The 14,295-nt window shown below is 66.0% G+C and carries 14 protein-coding genes; 9 read left to right on the top strand and 5 right to left on the bottom strand.

Features of this window, described 5'->3' with window-relative positions; genetic code table 11:
• The first annotated feature begins 141 nt into the window (after positions 1–141).
• The 6 genes from C3Y92_RS12710 (at position 142) to C3Y92_RS12685 (ending at position 7,081) form a co-directional block, all read left to right on the top strand.
• Positions 142–1,479, top strand: a complete 1,338-nt coding sequence (locus tag C3Y92_RS12710) for a sigma-54 interaction domain-containing protein (RefSeq protein WP_129353081.1) — start codon at positions 142–144, stop codon at positions 1,477–1,479.
• Between the two features lie 63 nt (positions 1,480–1,542).
• Positions 1,543–2,304: a TlyA family RNA methyltransferase gene (locus C3Y92_RS12705; RefSeq protein ID WP_129353079.1), complete on the top strand. Its 762-nt coding sequence runs from the start codon at positions 1,543–1,545 to the stop codon at positions 2,302–2,304.
• A 116-nt stretch (positions 2,305–2,420) separates the two neighbouring features.
• On the top strand, positions 2,421–3,035 hold the full coding sequence (locus tag C3Y92_RS12700; protein ID WP_129353077.1) for a nitroreductase family protein: 615 nt from the start codon (positions 2,421–2,423) through the stop codon (positions 3,033–3,035).
• A gap of 122 nt (positions 3,036–3,157) precedes the next feature.
• Entirely contained in the window at positions 3,158–5,332 is a 2,175-nt protein-coding gene (locus tag C3Y92_RS12695) for a malate synthase G (RefSeq protein ID WP_129353075.1), read from the top strand.
• Positions 5,333–5,500: 168 nt separating this feature from the next.
• Entirely contained in the window at positions 5,501–5,944 is a 444-nt protein-coding gene (locus tag C3Y92_RS12690; RefSeq protein ID WP_129353073.1) for a flagellar basal body-associated FliL family protein, read from the top strand.
• Positions 5,945–6,145: 201 nt separating this feature from the next.
• Entirely contained in the window at positions 6,146–7,081 is a 936-nt protein-coding gene (locus tag C3Y92_RS12685) for a mechanosensitive ion channel domain-containing protein (protein ID WP_129353072.1), read from the top strand.
• On the opposite strand, the gene C3Y92_RS12680 is transcribed toward C3Y92_RS12685, so the two are convergent.
• The 5 genes from C3Y92_RS12680 to C3Y92_RS12660 all read right to left on the bottom strand — a co-directional run bounded on the left by C3Y92_RS12680 (position 7,047) and on the right by C3Y92_RS12660 (position 11,597).
• Entirely contained in the window at positions 7,047–8,567 is a 1,521-nt protein-coding gene (locus C3Y92_RS12680; RefSeq protein WP_235669481.1) for an ATP-binding cassette domain-containing protein, read from the bottom strand. The two genes, C3Y92_RS12685 and C3Y92_RS12680, sit on opposite strands and share 35 nt — an antisense overlap.
• 75 nt (positions 8,568–8,642) lie before the next feature.
• Positions 8,643–9,521: a 4-hydroxy-tetrahydrodipicolinate synthase gene (gene dapA, locus C3Y92_RS12675; protein WP_129353070.1), complete on the bottom strand. Its 879-nt coding sequence runs from the start codon at positions 9,519–9,521 to the stop codon at positions 8,643–8,645.
• Between the two features lie 73 nt (positions 9,522–9,594).
• Positions 9,595–9,867 carry a hypothetical protein gene (locus C3Y92_RS12670; protein WP_129353068.1) on the bottom strand — a complete coding sequence of 91 codons (273 nt, stop codon included), beginning with the start codon at positions 9,865–9,867 and terminating at the stop codon, positions 9,595–9,597.
• Positions 9,868–9,948: 81 nt separating this feature from the next.
• Positions 9,949–11,088, bottom strand: coding sequence for an acyltransferase family protein (locus C3Y92_RS12665; protein WP_129353066.1), 1,140 nt, complete (start codon positions 11,086–11,088; stop codon positions 9,949–9,951).
• 5 nt (positions 11,089–11,093) lie between these two features.
• Positions 11,094–11,597, bottom strand: coding sequence for a hypothetical protein (locus C3Y92_RS12660; RefSeq protein ID WP_129353065.1), 504 nt, complete (start codon positions 11,595–11,597; stop codon positions 11,094–11,096).
• Positions 11,598–11,744: 147 nt separating this feature from the next.
• Here C3Y92_RS12660 and C3Y92_RS12655 point away from each other — a divergent pair, with 147 nt between their 5' ends.
• The 3 genes from C3Y92_RS12655 to C3Y92_RS12645 are packed head-to-tail and all read left to right on the top strand — an operon-like array spanning position 11,745 to position 14,286.
• On the top strand, positions 11,745–12,686 hold the full coding sequence (locus C3Y92_RS12655; protein WP_129353063.1) for a metal ABC transporter solute-binding protein, Zn/Mn family: 942 nt from the start codon (positions 11,745–11,747) through the stop codon (positions 12,684–12,686).
• Positions 12,683–13,474: a metal ABC transporter ATP-binding protein gene (locus C3Y92_RS12650; RefSeq protein ID WP_129353061.1), complete on the top strand. Its 792-nt coding sequence runs from the start codon at positions 12,683–12,685 to the stop codon at positions 13,472–13,474. Before C3Y92_RS12655 ends, C3Y92_RS12650 begins: the two co-directional genes overlap by 4 nt.
• Complete coding sequence (locus tag C3Y92_RS12645) at positions 13,471–14,286, top strand: metal ABC transporter permease (RefSeq protein ID WP_129353059.1); 816 nt, start codon at positions 13,471–13,473, stop codon at positions 14,284–14,286. Before C3Y92_RS12650 ends, C3Y92_RS12645 begins: the two co-directional genes overlap by 4 nt.
• Positions 14,287–14,295: the final 9 nt, after the last annotated feature.

Below are 14,295 nucleotides of genomic sequence, written 5' to 3'. Positions count from 1 at the left end.
TATTTCTGGTATGTTGAAAGTGTGCCAAGGGGTTTGGTGACTCTGTTGGACGATTTTTGCGTCCGTTTTGGTTGACCCCAAACGCCTTCCGAAGCACACTCCGGCCGCGCTCGGCCCGCCGGCGCGGAGAACCCCCATCCCATGAAAAGACCCCTTGATCCATTTCCCGGCGACGAAGCCAGCGCCTTTGCCCTGGAAAACGTGGCTGACGCCGTATTTGCCGTGGACCGTGATTTCATCGTCCGTTACTGCAACCTGGCCGCCGCCGAGGTGGCCCGTTGCGCCCCGGAGGAGGCCATAGGCCGCACCTGCCGCGAGGTGTTTGGCGTCAAGAACTGCCGCACGGTCTGCGTGTTGCGCCAGAGCATGGACGAGGCGCGCGCCATCGCCAACCGCATCGTGACCTTAAAACGCACGGGCTGTCCGGAAGTGCCGGTCAGCATCAGCGCCGCGCCCATCTGGGCCATGGGCGGCACGGTCATCGGCGGGGTGCAGGTTTTTCGTGATCTCTCGGGCGGCGGCTTCGTCAGCCGCTTGGCCGGCTTGCAACCCTTGGACGACTTCGGCACGCGCGATCCCCAACTGTCGGAGATCGTGCGGATGTTGCCGCAGATCGCCCAAAGCGACTCCACCGTGCTGCTCCTTGGCGAGTCCGGCACGGGCAAGGAGCTTTTCGCCCGGGCCATCCACAAGCTGTCCCAGCGCCATGGCGGGCCGTTCGTGGCCGTCAACTGCGGGGCGCTGCCTGAGCAGCTCATGGAGTCCGAACTTTTCGGCTACAAATCCGGGGCGTTCACCGACGCGCGCAAGGACAAGCCCGGCCGGTTCGCCCTGGCCGAGGCGGGCACGCTGTTTCTCGACGAGATCGGCGATCTGCCCTACGCCATGCAGGCCAAGATTTTGCGCGCCTTGCAGGAGCGCGCTTTCGAGCCGCTGGGGGGCGTGGAGACCGTGCCGGCCGACGTGCGGGTGGTGGCCGCCACCAACCGCGACCTGGGCCGCATGGTGGCCGAGGGAACCTTCCGCCAGGATCTTTTTTATCGGCTAAGCGTGGTGGTCATCCGCATTCCGGCCCTGCGCGACCGTTTGGACGACGTGCCGCTTTTGACGGAACGGCTCCTGGGACGTTGCCGCATGGCCGTCAGCAAGAACATCGAGACGGTCAGCCCCGAGGCCATGGCGCGGCTTATGCGCCACGACTATCCGGGCAACATTCGGGAACTGGAAAACATCATCGAATACGCGGCCATCCTCTGCCAAGGTCAGACCATCGAACTGTGCCATCTGCCCGAACATCTGCGCGGCGAGGCCGGGGCCTGTCCGCCCCGGGCCGGGCGCACCATGGCCGAAATCCGCTTCCAGGCGGCCAGCGACGCGGTGGATCGCCATGGCGGCAACCGCAACGCCGCCTGCCGCGAACTGGGCATTTCCAAGGACACCTTGCGCCGGATTTTGGGGCGTCGCGATGCGGACGATTAACGCGTCTTGTTGGGTCGCTCGCGGACGCGGATCGCGTCCGTTGGATTTTTCGGGAGGCGCGGCATGGCGAAAGTAAAGGCCCGGGCCGACCAGCTTGTCCGCGACCAGGGGCTGGCGGACGACCCGGAGCGGGCCAAGCGGCTCATTATGGCCGGCCAGGTGCTGTTCATTGATTCAGGCGGCCGGGAGAGGCCGGTGGACAAGCCCGGGCGCATGTTCGGGGCCGAGACCGTGTTTGTGCTCAAGCAGGGCGAGCGTTACGTCAGCCGGGGCGGGGGCAAGCTTGAAACGGCCATGGAAGCCTTCGGCCTGGACGTCACGGGGCTGGTCGCCCTGGACGCCGGGGCGTCCACGGGCGGCTTCACGGACTGTCTGCTCCAGCACGGCGCGATAAGGGTCTACGCCGTGGACGTGGGCACGGCCCAGCTTCATGAAAAGCTGCGGGCCGATGCGCGCGTCGTGTCCATGGAAAACGTCAATCTGCGCCATGCCCCGGCCGATCTGCTTCCCGAACCGGTGGATGTGGTGGTGGCCGACGTGTCGTTTATCTCGCTGACCAAGGTCTTGCCGTCCTGCCTGCAGTATTTGAAACCGGGCGGTTTCGTGGCGGCCCTGATAAAACCCCAGTTCGAGCTGTCGCCGGACAAGATCGGCAAGGGCGGCGTGGTGCGCGAAGAAGCCTTTCAGCAGGAAGCGGTGGAGCTGGTGGCGGGCTTTGCCCGCGACGCGCTGGGGTTGTCGCTTCGCGGCGTAGTCCCGTCCAAGGTCAAGGGACCCAAAGGCAACCAGGAGTATCTGGCGGTGTTTGACCGGCCGGCGGGGTGAGGTGCGGCTTGACGCCGCCCCCAAAGAAGCGGAAATCGGACAGACTATCGCCATCCGGCGTGTCCATGTTTGCCCACTTCGACGTGTCGTAACGGGAAAACTCAGGAGGACGCCCCATGTCCGTCAAAGACGCCATCGCCGCGCGCCACAGCGTGCGCGCCTTTGCCAAGGAACCGCTGACCACCGAACAAATACACGAATTGCTGGAAGCCGGCCGCAACGCCCCCTCCAGCCTCAATTCCCAGCCCTGGCGCTTTAAGGTCGTCACCGATCCGGCCGACCTGGCCTGGTTCGGCACCAGCCAGGCCAGCCGCAAGCAGGCCTGGCTCGGCAGCGTGCCGGCCATCATCGTCTGCTGCGCCGACCTTGAACACTACGTCAAGGATTCCCAGTCGGCCGCCTTTTTCTACCGCGACAACAAGATCATCGACGGCGAGCCCATGGACGGCATCGACGCCTACGTGGCCCGGGAAGCGGCCAAGGAAGAGGCGGCGAAATTCGGCGCCTGCGCCATGAACGTAGCCCTGGCCGTGTCGTTCATGATGCTGCGGGCCACCGAAATGGGCCTTGGAACTTGTTGGATCGGCATGTTCGACGAGGCCAACATCAAGGCGAAGCTGGCCCTTCCGGCCGGCTGGCGGGTGGTCAATCTGCTGGCCGTGGGGCGGCCCGACGAGCCGGTGGTCTATCCGCGAAAACGCAAGAGCCTTGAAGAGATTCTCCTGAAATAACGATTTGTTGCTTGCGGGAAGCGGCAGCCTTGCCGCTTCCCGTTGCACTCCTTGGCAAATCTCGTACACTGCCGGCCAGCCTCCCGGTTCCAGGGGAGGCAGGCAGTACCAAGGAGTGCCCCATGACCGAGCGCGTGGCCGTTGCCGGCCTGTCCGTTGAAAAGACCCTGTACGATGTTTTCGCGGGGGACATCCTGCCCGCCACCGGCATCGCCGCCGAAGCTTTTTTTGCCGCCCTGGCCGGCCTTGTGGCCGAGCTGGGCCCAAAAAATCGGGAGCTGCTGGCCAAGCGCGACGTCATGCAGGCCGCCGTCGACGTCTGGCACAACGAGCGACGCGGCCAGCCCCACGATCCCGACGCCTACGACTGCTTTTTGACCGGCATCGGCTACCTGCTGCCCGAAGGGCCGGATTTTGCCATAGAAACCACCGGTGTTGATCCCGAGATTGCCACCATCGCCGGACCCCAGCTCGTGGTTCCCGTCACCAACGCCCGCTACGCCGTCAACGCCGTCAACGCCCGCTGGGGCAGCCTTTACGACGCGCTCTACGGCACGGACGTCATCCCCGAGACCGGCGGCGCGGTGAAGGGACCGGGCTATAATCCCGAACGCGGCGCGGCGGTTGTCGCCTACGCCGCCTCCTTTTTGGACATGGCCGTGCCCCTGGCCTTTGGCCGCCATGCCGAGGTGACGGCCTACGCCGTCCTGGACGGCGTCCTGACCGTCACTTTCGCCGACGGCCGTATGACGGGCCTGGCCCGCCTCGACCAGTTCGCCGGCTACGCCGGCCCGGCCAAGGCCCCCACGGCCGTGGTCCTGGTCAAAAACGGTTTGCACGTCGAACTGCGCTTCGACCGTTCCCACCCAGTGGGCGCGGCCAGCCCTTCGGGACTGAAAGACGTGGTCCTGGAATCGGCATTGACCACCATTCTCGACTGCGAGGATTCCGTGGCCGTGGTGGACGGCCCGGACAAGGCTGCGGCCTACCGCAATCTGCTGGGGCTTTTTCGAGGCGAACTGGAAGCGGCCTTTGAAAAGGGCGGCAAGACCCTGACCCGGGCCATGGCCAACGACAAGACGTTCACCGCCCCGGACGGCGGCGCGCTCCGGCTTCCCGGCCGCAGCCTCATGCTTGTGCGCAACGTCGGCCACCTGATGACCACCGACGCCGTGCTGGACGCGGCCGGCGAGGAGATTCCCGAAGGTTTCCTCGACGCCCTGGCCACCGCCGCCGTGGCCCTGCACGACCAGCGCGACCTGGGCAAGAAACGCAATTCCCGCCATGGCAGCGTCTACATCGTCAAACCCAAGATGCACGGCCCCGAGGAAGTCGCTTTTGCCTGTGAAATTTTCGAGCGGGTGGAGCGGGCGCTTTCCATGCCGCCGCGTACGCTCAAAATCGGGATCATGGACGAGGAGCGGCGCACGTCGCTCAATCTCAAGGAATGCGTGCGCGCCGCAAAGGATCGCATCATTTTCATCAATACGGGCTTTCTGGACCGCACCGGCGACGAGATCCACACCGTCATGGAAGCCGGACCGGTGGTCGGCAAAAACGCCATGCGCTCCCAGGCCTGGATGGCCGCCTACGAGGACGGCAACGTGGACGTGGGCCTTTCCTGCGGCTTTTCCGGCAAGGGGCAGATCGGCAAGGGCATGTGGGCCAAGCCGGACCGCATGGCCGAGATGGTGGCGGCCAAGATCGACCACCCAAAGGCCGGAGCCAACTGCGCCTGGGTGCCTTCGCCCACGGCGGCCACGCTGCACGCCATGCACTACCACGCCGTGGACGTTTTCGCCCGCCAGCGCGAACTGGCCGGGCGCACACCGGCCAACCGCCTCGACCTGCTCAAATTGCCGGTGTTGCCGGCCGGAGAAGGTCCTTCCCCCGAGGACAAGAAGCGGGAGATCGAGACCAACTGCCAAAGCATCCTCGGCTACGTGTCGCGTTGGGTGGACCAGGGCATCGGCTGCTCCAAGGTCCCGGACCTCGACGACGTGGGCCTCATGGAAGACCGGGCCACGTTGCGCATCTCCAGCCAGCACCTGGCCAATTGGCTGCGCCATGGCCTGTGCACGCCCGAGGAGGTGGAGGCGACGCTGGCGCGCATGGCCGCCGTGGTCGACCGCCAAAACGCCCTGGACCCGGCCTACCGGCCCATGGCCGCCGACACGGAAAATTCCCTGGCCTACAAGGCTGCCTGGGAGCTCATTTTTGAGGGGATAAATCAGCCAAACGGCTACACCGAACCTATCCTCACCGCCCGCCGCCGCCAGGCCAAGGCCCGGGGCTAGTGTCGCGTCCCTTCATAACTACGCTGGTATTTATGAAGAACAGTACAGGGTTTTGGTTCGTTGCCGACCAAACGCCATAGGCGCTTAGGGCGGACGCGAAACTCGGCGGGAAAAGCGACAACAACGGTCCGGCCGTCCCCTACCCGGGCCAGGTTTCATGGAGCGCTCATGCGACGCAGTGCGATTGGACTTGCTTTGATCCTTGCCCTGTTCCTGGCCTTGCCCCAGGTCCTGCCGGCCTCTTCTGGCGGCGGCGAAGCCAAGAAACAAGAGAAAAAGGAAGAAAAGAAAGAGAAGAAAGAACCCGGAAAGGTGGAAAACGGCGTCATCACCATCGGGCCGATGACCGTCAACATCTTGAGCAAAAAAGGCTACCGGTTCATGCGCCTGGAGATGATCGTGGAGTGCGTGGACGACCCCTCGGCCGAGCGCCTCTACAAAGCCGATGCCCGGGAAGATCTCATCCTTATGCTGTCCAACAAGCTGGCCGAGGATCTGCTCACCAATTCCGGCAAGATGATCCTGCGCAAGGAGCTCATGGACCTGTTCACCACGTACGCCGGTCCGGGCAAGGTGAAAAACATCTATTTCGGCGAGTTCGTTTTCCAATAACGCGGCCGTGGCCGCCACAGGAGGGCTGGGGATGTTTCCCGGACTCACACCGGCTGTGCCCATCGGCTCCGGCGTGCTTACGGCCCGGCGCACCAGAGTCTAGGCCGGGAGAGAAAACGTAACAAAAGGCTGCACTTGGCCTTTGTTTGCAGCCGTGCTAACCAGATGCCATCCGCCAGACGGCGGCCTGCGGAGGTGTTCATGACCGGCGACGCGGCGAGATTCTGGGGCCTGATCCTCTTTCTGGCGGCCTGCCTGCTCGGGGGACAGGCCAACCTCTGCCATTCCCGGGACGCCACCGCGCCGGCCCTGGTGCTGGCCGCCGGTCCCGGCAAATACGTCATCAAGGCCGGCGACACCCTGGGGCTTCTATCCCTGCGCTACGGCGTGCCCACGGCCGCTATTTTGAAGGCCAACCCCGGCCTCAACCCGGCCCGGCTGCCCCTGGGCAAGGAAATCATCATCCCCAGCGGCACAAAAACGGCAGGCGAGGCCGTGCCGGCTGTCCAGTCCGCTCCTGTGACGGCCCCGGCCGGCAGCGGCGGCCTGGAGCTGCGCCCGGAAAAGGCTCCCCAGGCCACGCCCCCCTTGCACGGCCACGATCTGCCCGACAGCCCGCAAAAAATCGCGCCCCTGTCCCCGCCCTCGACCGGCCCGCGCGATCTGCCCCAGGCCGGCGGGGCCAAGCCGTCCGCGCCGTCGGCCCCTTCGTTGGCCGGCGCGGTGGCCGGATCGCGGGACATGCCTGCCGCATCGAATGCCGCTCCCGCGCCGACCCCGACCGGGCCGGAAGCCGCCTCTGGCCCGGCCGCCAAGGGATGGCCTGTTTGGGGCGTGGTCGCCGTCGCGGCCAGCGGATTGGCGCTGGTTTTCGTCTTTCAGGGGGCGCTGGGCAATCTGGCCGCCGGGATGACCTTGCGGCTGCTGCGGCCGTTTCGTACGGGCGACGCCGTGAGCCTGGCCGGCATCGTCGGCCGGGTGGAGTCCATGGGCGCGTGGTACGTGGCCATCCGCTCCGAAACGGGTGAGGCCGTCTACGTGCCCAACGCCAAGGCGGCCGGGGAGATTGTTGTGGTGGCCAAGGCCGGTAAGGCCGCTACGCCTAAGGAAACGCCGCGTCGGGTCCAGCGAGGCTGACCCGGCCGTTCTTGATGCGGGCCACGGCCCGTATTTCGGGAATCACGTCCTCGGGCCGGTGCACGGCGCACACCACCGTGACCCCGGCCCGGGCCGCCGCCGACACGGCCTCCATGGCCGCCCGGCGCGAGGTCGCGTCCAGGCCTGAGAACGGCTCGTCCAAAAGGAGCAATCGCGGTTCGGCCGCCATGGCCCGAGCCAGAAACAGCCGCCGCGTCTGGCCGGCGGAAAGCGCCCCGAGCTTGCGCTCGGCGAGTTGCTCCACTCCGAAAAAGGCCATCCACCGTTGCGCCGCGCGAAGCTCCCGGTTCGTGGGCTCCATGTAGAGCCCGATGCTGGCCTGGGCGCCGGACAGGACCACCTCCAGGGCGGAAATCTCCTTATCGTAGTCGGCTTCGAGTTCAAACGAGGCTAGCCCGATGCGGCGGCGGATGTCGCGCAGGTCGGTCAGTCCCTCGGGCGCGGCCAGCCCCGGCCGACTGACCCGGCCGCCCAAGGCCGGATGGTGCTCACCGGCCATGAGCTTTAAAAGCGTGGACTTGCCCGAGCCGTTGGCCCCGACCAGGGCCAGATGGCCGCCCGGTGTAACGGTCAGATTCACCGCGCGCAGGATTTCCCGCCGGTCGAGAAAGACCGAGGCCTTTTCCACAACCACCAGCGGCAGGCCCGAGGCCTCATAAGCGTCGGCCTCGTCGGCCAGGGCGCACTCCGGACTATGGGCCGGCAACACCGTTTCCAGGCAGCCGGCGATGGTCCGGGCGTAGTGTTCCCGGGCCGAATTGGCCGAGCCTTCATGGACCACACGGCCGCCGGCCAGGACCAGCCCCCGGGCCGGACCGGGCGGCAGGCCGGCCCCGGTATGGCTGGTCAGCACGATGGCCGCGCCCGAGGCCGCCGCCGCGGCCATGACCTGGCTGGCAGTTCGCGCGGCGGCCGCGTCCAGACCGTCGAGAAATTCGTCGAGAAATAGGACCTTCGGCCGGCAGGCCAGCCCCCGGGCCAGGAGCACGGCCCGCAACTGGCCGTTGGAGAGCGCGCCGACCGGGGCGTCGCGCAGGTGCTCGATACCAAGACGCGTGAGCGCCTCTTCCAGAGCGGCCCGCTCGGCCGGGGTCGGCGCGGCCTGGACATACATGGCGTCGCGGGGGCCGGACAGGATGACGGTTGCGGCGTCCAGGTGGCCCCACAGCCGTTTGACCGTGCGCTGGAGTTCTGGGGATATGACGGCGAAACGGTGGCGCACGCCGATGGGCGAGGCCCGGCCCGGGCCAGGGCCGCTGACGTAGACGCGCCTTCCCTGGCCGTCGTCGTCGGGCCAGATGTCGCCCCGAAGCAGGCGCAGCAGCGTCGATTTGCCCGAGCCGTTGGCTCCAAGGACGAGCAGGGTCTCGCCGGCAGCCAGGGTCAGGGAAACGTCGGACAGGGCCTTGGCCCTGGCCAGGGTGACGGAAGCGTTTTGCAGCTCAATGCGCATGGCGGAGTTCACGAACCCTGCGGCAAAGGTTGAAAAAAGCGCGGGCCTCCCAGATGGAAGGCCCGCGCGAGAAATGGCAAGGAGCGATTAGATGAGGCCGACTTTTTGGAGCACGGCTTCGAGCTTGGCCTTGTTGTCCGGCAGCAGCGGCACCATGGGCAGGCGCGTCTCGAAGGGGAAGCGGCCCATAAGCGCCAGGGCCGTCTTGGCCGGCACGGGGTTGGTTTCAATAAACGCCGCCCGGTACAGCGGGCTCATGTCGTAGTGCAGGGCCTTGGCCGTCTTGAGGTCCCCGGCAAAGACCGCCTCGCACATGGCCGACATCTTTTTCGGCACGAAGTTGGAGACCACCGAGATGACGCCGCAGCCGCCGATGGCCATGGTGGGCAGGGCGGTGAAGTCGTCGCCGGAGAGCACCTGGAAGTCTTCGCCGCAAAATTCCAGCACGCGCGAGACCTGGGTGAGGTCGCCGGTGGCTTCCTTGACGCCGATGACCTGGCGGATCTCCTTTTTGAGGATGGCCAGGGTCTCGGGCAGCAGATTGACGGCCGTGCGGCCCGGCACGTTGTAGACGATAAAGGGCATGTCCACCCGGTCGGCGATGGCCTTGAAATGGGCCACCAGTCCGGCCTGGGTCGGTTTGTTGTAATAGGGGGTGATCAGGAGCGCGCCGTCGGCCTTGGCGTCCTTGGCGTCCTGCGTCAGCTCGATGGCCTCGCGGGTGTTGTTGGAGCCGGCCCCGGCCAGGACGGGCACGCGGCCTTTGACCTGGTCCACGCAGATGCGGATGACCCGTTTGTGCTCCTCGTGGGACAGCGTGGCGGATTCCCCCGTGGTGCCGCAGGGGACAAGGCCATGGATGCCTTGCTCGATCTGCCATTCGATGAGGGCGCGGAAAGCCTCCTCATCGACTTCGCCGCTTCGAAACGGCGTGACCAACGCCGTAATTGCGCCGCGAAACTCCATACGTTCCTCCTTGGAATGAAACCCCGTCATTTCCTAGAATGTTTTTGGCGCGGCGGCAAGGGCGTCAGGGCGGTCAATCGTCATTTGTCGTCTCGGGATCGTCACGATTGCGCACGTCGTCGCGCCAGGCGTTAAGCGGCGCGCAGCAGCCGTGCCCGACGCCGAGCAGAAACCGGAAACGCTCGCCGTGCTCAGGGTCTTCGGCCAGCCGGCAGCGGTAGCAGCCGGTTGCTTCGTCCCAGGAGAGGTCGGGACACCGGCGACGATAGCCGTAGCGGATGTGGGACTCCACGCAGGGATCGGCCAGGCAACACCAGCCGCACCCCACGCAGGGCCGCGAACTCAAACGAGAAGCAGATGGGCTGCTTGACCGGCGGTCAAGCCTGGAATCGCGTAGGGCATGGCGCGATGTCTCCTGACGGCCCCATTACCGAGGGGGGGCCTGTTTGGGGGAGGCTGGGCGGAGAAAATAGGGCCGCTCCAGATAATAAAATGAGAACATGGCCAGCCCCGTGGCGGCCAGGACGGTGACGGCGTGGTTGGCCAGCATGGACCAGACGTTCGTCACCGGGATGCCGACCAGGTTTTGGGTGATCTGCAGGGCCAGCATGTGGGTCATGAAAAGCGAATAGCTGATGATGCCCAGAAACCGCAGGGGCGTGGAGGAAAAAAGGCGGGACAGAATCGAGGCCCGGGTCATGACCGAGGCCGTGACGAGAAACAGCGAGGCGTTGACGGCGCTGAAAAAGAGCAGATTCTTGAGATGCTCGTTGCCGCCGGCGGCCATGAACCAGCCCGAGCCCCACAGCCAGCGGCAATAGAGCAACAGCCCCAACCCCACGGCCCAGGTCCAGGAAGGCAGGGCGGCAAGGGCGCGGCGGCCGGCCTCGACGGCCAGGAGGCGGGCCAGGGCCACGCCCCAGAAAAAGCCCAGGAAACGGCTGAAGGAAATGCGAAAGCGCACCTCGAACTCGCACACGACCAGGGCCGCGACCAGGGCAAAGAAAAACGGCCAGCCGGAAACGAATCGAAGCCGCCGGCAGCCGATGAACACGGCCGCGCACAGCACGTAGAAATACATTTCGTAGACCAGCGGCCAAGTGAAGAAATGGATGGGCGGCTCGTTAAAGATATTGAGAAAAAAGAGGTTGTCGAAAAGCCGTCTGGGCGGCGTGTCGGCGGCCACGTAAAGGGTGACGAAGACGATGACCGGCAAAAGCCGCCGGTAGCGGTCGTAGAGAAAGCGCAAGGCCCCAACCGGCTTGGCCATGAGGCTTTTGTAAACGAGCAGGCCGCTTAAAAAAAAGAACAAGTCCACGCCGAAACTTCCGGCGTGCACGATGGTCAAGGCGGTCCAGGGCGCGCCGCCGGGTTCGGTGAAATAGAATTTCGGCTGGTAACGGGCAAAGAAATGCACGTTGAAGACCATGAGGATGGCCCAGCCGCGAATGCCGTCCAGGGCCGGAATGCGCGCGCCGCGCAGCAAAAAGGTTTCGGCCAGCCAGTCGCCCAAGCGGCGGCCGGACGCGGCAAACGATGCGGGAGCGGAGTTCTTAAGTTGCGTCATGGAAGTCACCAGTTGGCCGCGCCGGGCGTCCAGAAGCCGTAAGCCCAGCAGTCCCGGGTTGGATCGACCATGTCGGGATGGGCCTTGCGGGCCAGGGCGCAGTCGCCGGAGCCGTGGACGATGATTTTGTAGTCCGCGCCGTCGCCGTGGTAGAGATACTGCTTGTCGGGATCGCTCGTGCCGGCCGGGTCGCGGGGCAGGGCGGGCAGAAATTCGCCGGCCAGTTCCGGCAGCCAGTCGTTTTTGGTCTCGCCCTTGGGCCCTATGGCCCCATCGAAACCGGCGTTGGCCGGATAGCGGCCGTACTTGGCGTGGTAGTCGGCCAGGGCGGCACGCAGGCTGGACAGGTCGTGCAGGCGTCTGGCGAAGTGCTCGGCCCGCTGGCCCGTGTACCAGGGCAGGAAGCAGGCCGTGAAATGCCAGGCGGCCAGGGCCGTCAGGAGAACAAGCCCCCAGACGGCCAGGGCCGAGGTCTTGGTCGCGGCAGGCGATTGCGCTTGTTTGGTCATGGCTGCCTTGGGGTAAAGGGCCTGCCCTGGGAATTCAAGGTTTTTGTTGCCATCCGTGGACCGCGCCGGGGGCGCGCCGGGCTTGACTTTGTGATGCAACTTTGTTGCATTGTCAGCTGCGCGTCCAGGCGACGCCAAGGAGCTGCCATGATCCAACGCTTGACTCTTTTGATTCTGGGTATCATTTTCATATCCGCCACGCCAGTCCAGGCCAAGATCCTGGCTGCGGTCAGCATCGCGCCCGAGGCCTATTTCCTGAAGCAGATCGCCGGCGAGCGGGCCGAGGTGGTGGTGATGGTGCCGCCCGGGGCCGACGCCCATACCTACGAGCCCAAACCCCGGCAACTGGCCGATCTGTCCAAGGCGGTGGTCTATTTTGCCATCGGCATGGACTTCGAGGACGCCTGGCTGCCCCGGTTCGCGGCGGCCAACCCCAAGATGGTCATCGTCAAAACCGATGCCGGCATCGACAAGATCCCCATGGTCGCCCATCACGATGACAACGATCACGATCATGACAAGGGGAAAAAAGGCCACGGCCACGGCAAGACGGAAAAAGGCCACGAGCACCATGACGGCGAGCCCGATCCCCATGTCTGGCTGTCGCCGAGCCTGGTCAAGGTCATCGGCGCGTCCATGCGCGACGCCCTGGCCAAGGCCGATCCCGAGGGCGCGGCCGACTATGCCGCCGGTTATGCGCGCTTCGCCGCCCAGTGCGACGCCCTTGACGCGGAGATCAAAAAGGTATTTGCCGATGTGCCGGCCGGGCAGCGCAAATTCATGGTGTTTCATCCTTCCTGGGGGTATTTTGCCCGGGACTACGGGCTGACCCAGATTCCCATCGAACAACTTGGCCGCGAACCCGGCCCTAAGGCCCTGGCCGGGCTCATCAAGGAAGCCAAGGCCGACGGGGTCAAGGTGATTTTCGTGCAACCGCAATTAAGCGCCGCCCAGGCCGAGACCATCGCCAAGGGCATCGGCGGCGCCACCGCCGCCATCAATCCCCTGGCCGAGGACTGGCCGGCCAGCCTTCGCGGCGCGGCCGCAGCCCTGCGCCAGGGACTGGCCGGCAAGACGGAGACCAAGTGACGCAACCGGTCGTCGACATCCGCGACCTGACCTTTTCCTACAACGGCCAGGCGGCGCTTTCGGGCGTGCGTCTGGCCGTTGCCCAGGGAGAGCGTCTGGCCGTGCTCGGCCCAAACGGCGGGGGCAAGACCACGCTTTTAAAGCTCATCCTGGGCATCCTGACGCCCAGCGCCGGAACCATCCGGGTTTTTGGCGAGGAGCCGGGGCGGCACAGCGCCCGCATCGGCTACGTGCCCCAGCGTCTGGACGGCGTGGCCGAGCGCAAGGACCTGCCCATCCGGGTGCGCGAGGTGGCGCTCATGGGCCTGCTGTCGCCTGGGCGGCGGGGCTTTCGCTACACGTCTGAGGAAATCGACAAGGCCGACGACGCCTTGGCCCGGGTCGAGATGGCCGGGCTGGCCCAGCGCCGTTTTTGCGAGCTCTCCGGCGGCCAGAAGCAGCGCACGCTTATTGCCCGGGCCCTGGTTTCCGATCCGGGCCTGCTCATTCTCGACGAACCCACGGCCAACATCGACCCCCAGGGCAAGTTCTGCCTCTACGAGGTGCTCTCGCGCATCGGCGCGGGCGTCACCTCCCTGGTCGTCAGCCATGACCTGAGCATCCTGGCCGCCGGGGTCACGGCCGTGGCCTGCGTCAACGGCCGGGTGGCCTATTCGCCCGAGCCGCGCCTGAGCCAGGACATGCTTGACCTGCTCTACGGCGTGCACAGCCACGCCTGCCCCATGGACGCCTATCTGCGCCGCATTCCGCCGGACCTCGCCCGGCTGTCCCCGTCGGAGCGGCCATGATCGAAGCGCTTTCCCTGCCGTTTATGCAAAACGCCGCCCTGGCGGCGCTGTTGGCCGCCGTGTGCTGCGGCGTCATCGGCACCCTGGTCGTGGCCAACCGCATGGTTTTTCTGGCCGGCGGCGCGGCCCATGCCGCTTACGGCGGCGTGGGGCTGGCCTATTTCCTGGCCCTGCCCGTGCTGCCCGTCACCGTCGCCTTCACCGTGGCCGCCGCCCTGGCCATGGCCGCCGTGACGCTTAGGCGCGTCGAGGACACCGACACCGTCATCGGCGTGCTGTGGGCCGCCGGCATGGCTTTCGGCATCATCCTTTTGGACCTCACGCCCGGCTACAAGCCCGACCTCATGAGCTACCTGTTTGGCAGCATCATCACCGTGCCCGACAGCGACCTGTACGCCCTGGCCGGTCTGGACGTGGTGCTCCTGGCCGCCGCCCTGCGCCACTACAACGGCTTTGTTTCCATGGCCTTCGACCGGGAATTCGCCGCCGTGCGCGGGGTGCCGGTGATGTTTCTCCATTGCCTGCTCACGGCCCTGGCCGCCGTTTCGGTGGTGCTGCTCATCCGGGTGGCCGGCCTGATTCTGGTCATCGCCTTGCTCTCGGTGGCCCCCAGCCTGGCCGTGCGCCGGGCCGCCTCCCTGGGCCGGGCCATGGTCTGGGCGGGCCTTCTCAACATCGTCTTTTGCCTGTCCGGCCTGGGGCTGGCCTATGCCTTCAACCTGACCTCGGGCGCGGCCATCATCGCCGTGGCCGCCGCGACCTTCTTCGTGTCCCTGGTTCCGGGCCTGGCCCGGCGGCGGCAGGGAGCCTAGAGAGAGCCG

The organism is Solidesulfovibrio carbinolicus, assembly GCF_004135975.1.
GTDB lineage: Bacteria > Desulfobacterota > Desulfovibrionia > Desulfovibrionales > Desulfovibrionaceae > Solidesulfovibrio > Solidesulfovibrio carbinolicus.
The sequence above is the reverse complement of the archived record's forward strand: the minus strand, read 5'-3'. Positions and strand labels throughout refer to the sequence as shown.

What these genes read in the sequence shown, in the direction of transcription:
- C3Y92_RS12710 (WP_129353081.1), top strand. Translation starts at nt 142, where the DNA reads ATGAAAAGACCCCTTGATCCATTTCCCGGCGACGAAGCCAGCGCCTTT.
- C3Y92_RS12705 (WP_129353079.1), top strand. Translation starts at nt 1,543, where the DNA reads ATGGCGAAAGTAAAGGCCCGGGCCGACCAGCTTGTCCGCGACCAGGGG.
- C3Y92_RS12700 (WP_129353077.1), top strand. Translation starts at nt 2,421, where the DNA reads ATGTCCGTCAAAGACGCCATCGCCGCGCGCCACAGCGTGCGCGCCTTT.
- C3Y92_RS12695 (WP_129353075.1), top strand. Translation starts at nt 3,158, where the DNA reads ATGACCGAGCGCGTGGCCGTTGCCGGCCTGTCCGTTGAAAAGACCCTG.
- C3Y92_RS12690 (WP_129353073.1), top strand. Translation starts at nt 5,501, where the DNA reads ATGCGACGCAGTGCGATTGGACTTGCTTTGATCCTTGCCCTGTTCCTG.
- C3Y92_RS12685 (WP_129353072.1), top strand. Translation starts at nt 6,146, where the DNA reads ATGACCGGCGACGCGGCGAGATTCTGGGGCCTGATCCTCTTTCTGGCG.
- dapA (WP_129353070.1), bottom strand. Translation starts at nt 9,521, where the DNA reads ATGGAGTTTCGCGGCGCAATTACGGCGTTGGTCACGCCGTTTCGAAGC.
- C3Y92_RS12665 (WP_129353066.1), bottom strand. Translation starts at nt 11,088, where the DNA reads ATGACGCAACTTAAGAACTCCGCTCCCGCATCGTTTGCCGCGTCCGGC.
- C3Y92_RS12660 (WP_129353065.1), bottom strand. Translation starts at nt 11,597, where the DNA reads ATGACCAAACAAGCGCAATCGCCTGCCGCGACCAAGACCTCGGCCCTG.
- C3Y92_RS12655 (WP_129353063.1), top strand. Translation starts at nt 11,745, where the DNA reads ATGATCCAACGCTTGACTCTTTTGATTCTGGGTATCATTTTCATATCC.
- C3Y92_RS12645 (WP_129353059.1), top strand. Translation starts at nt 13,471, where the DNA reads ATGATCGAAGCGCTTTCCCTGCCGTTTATGCAAAACGCCGCCCTGGCG.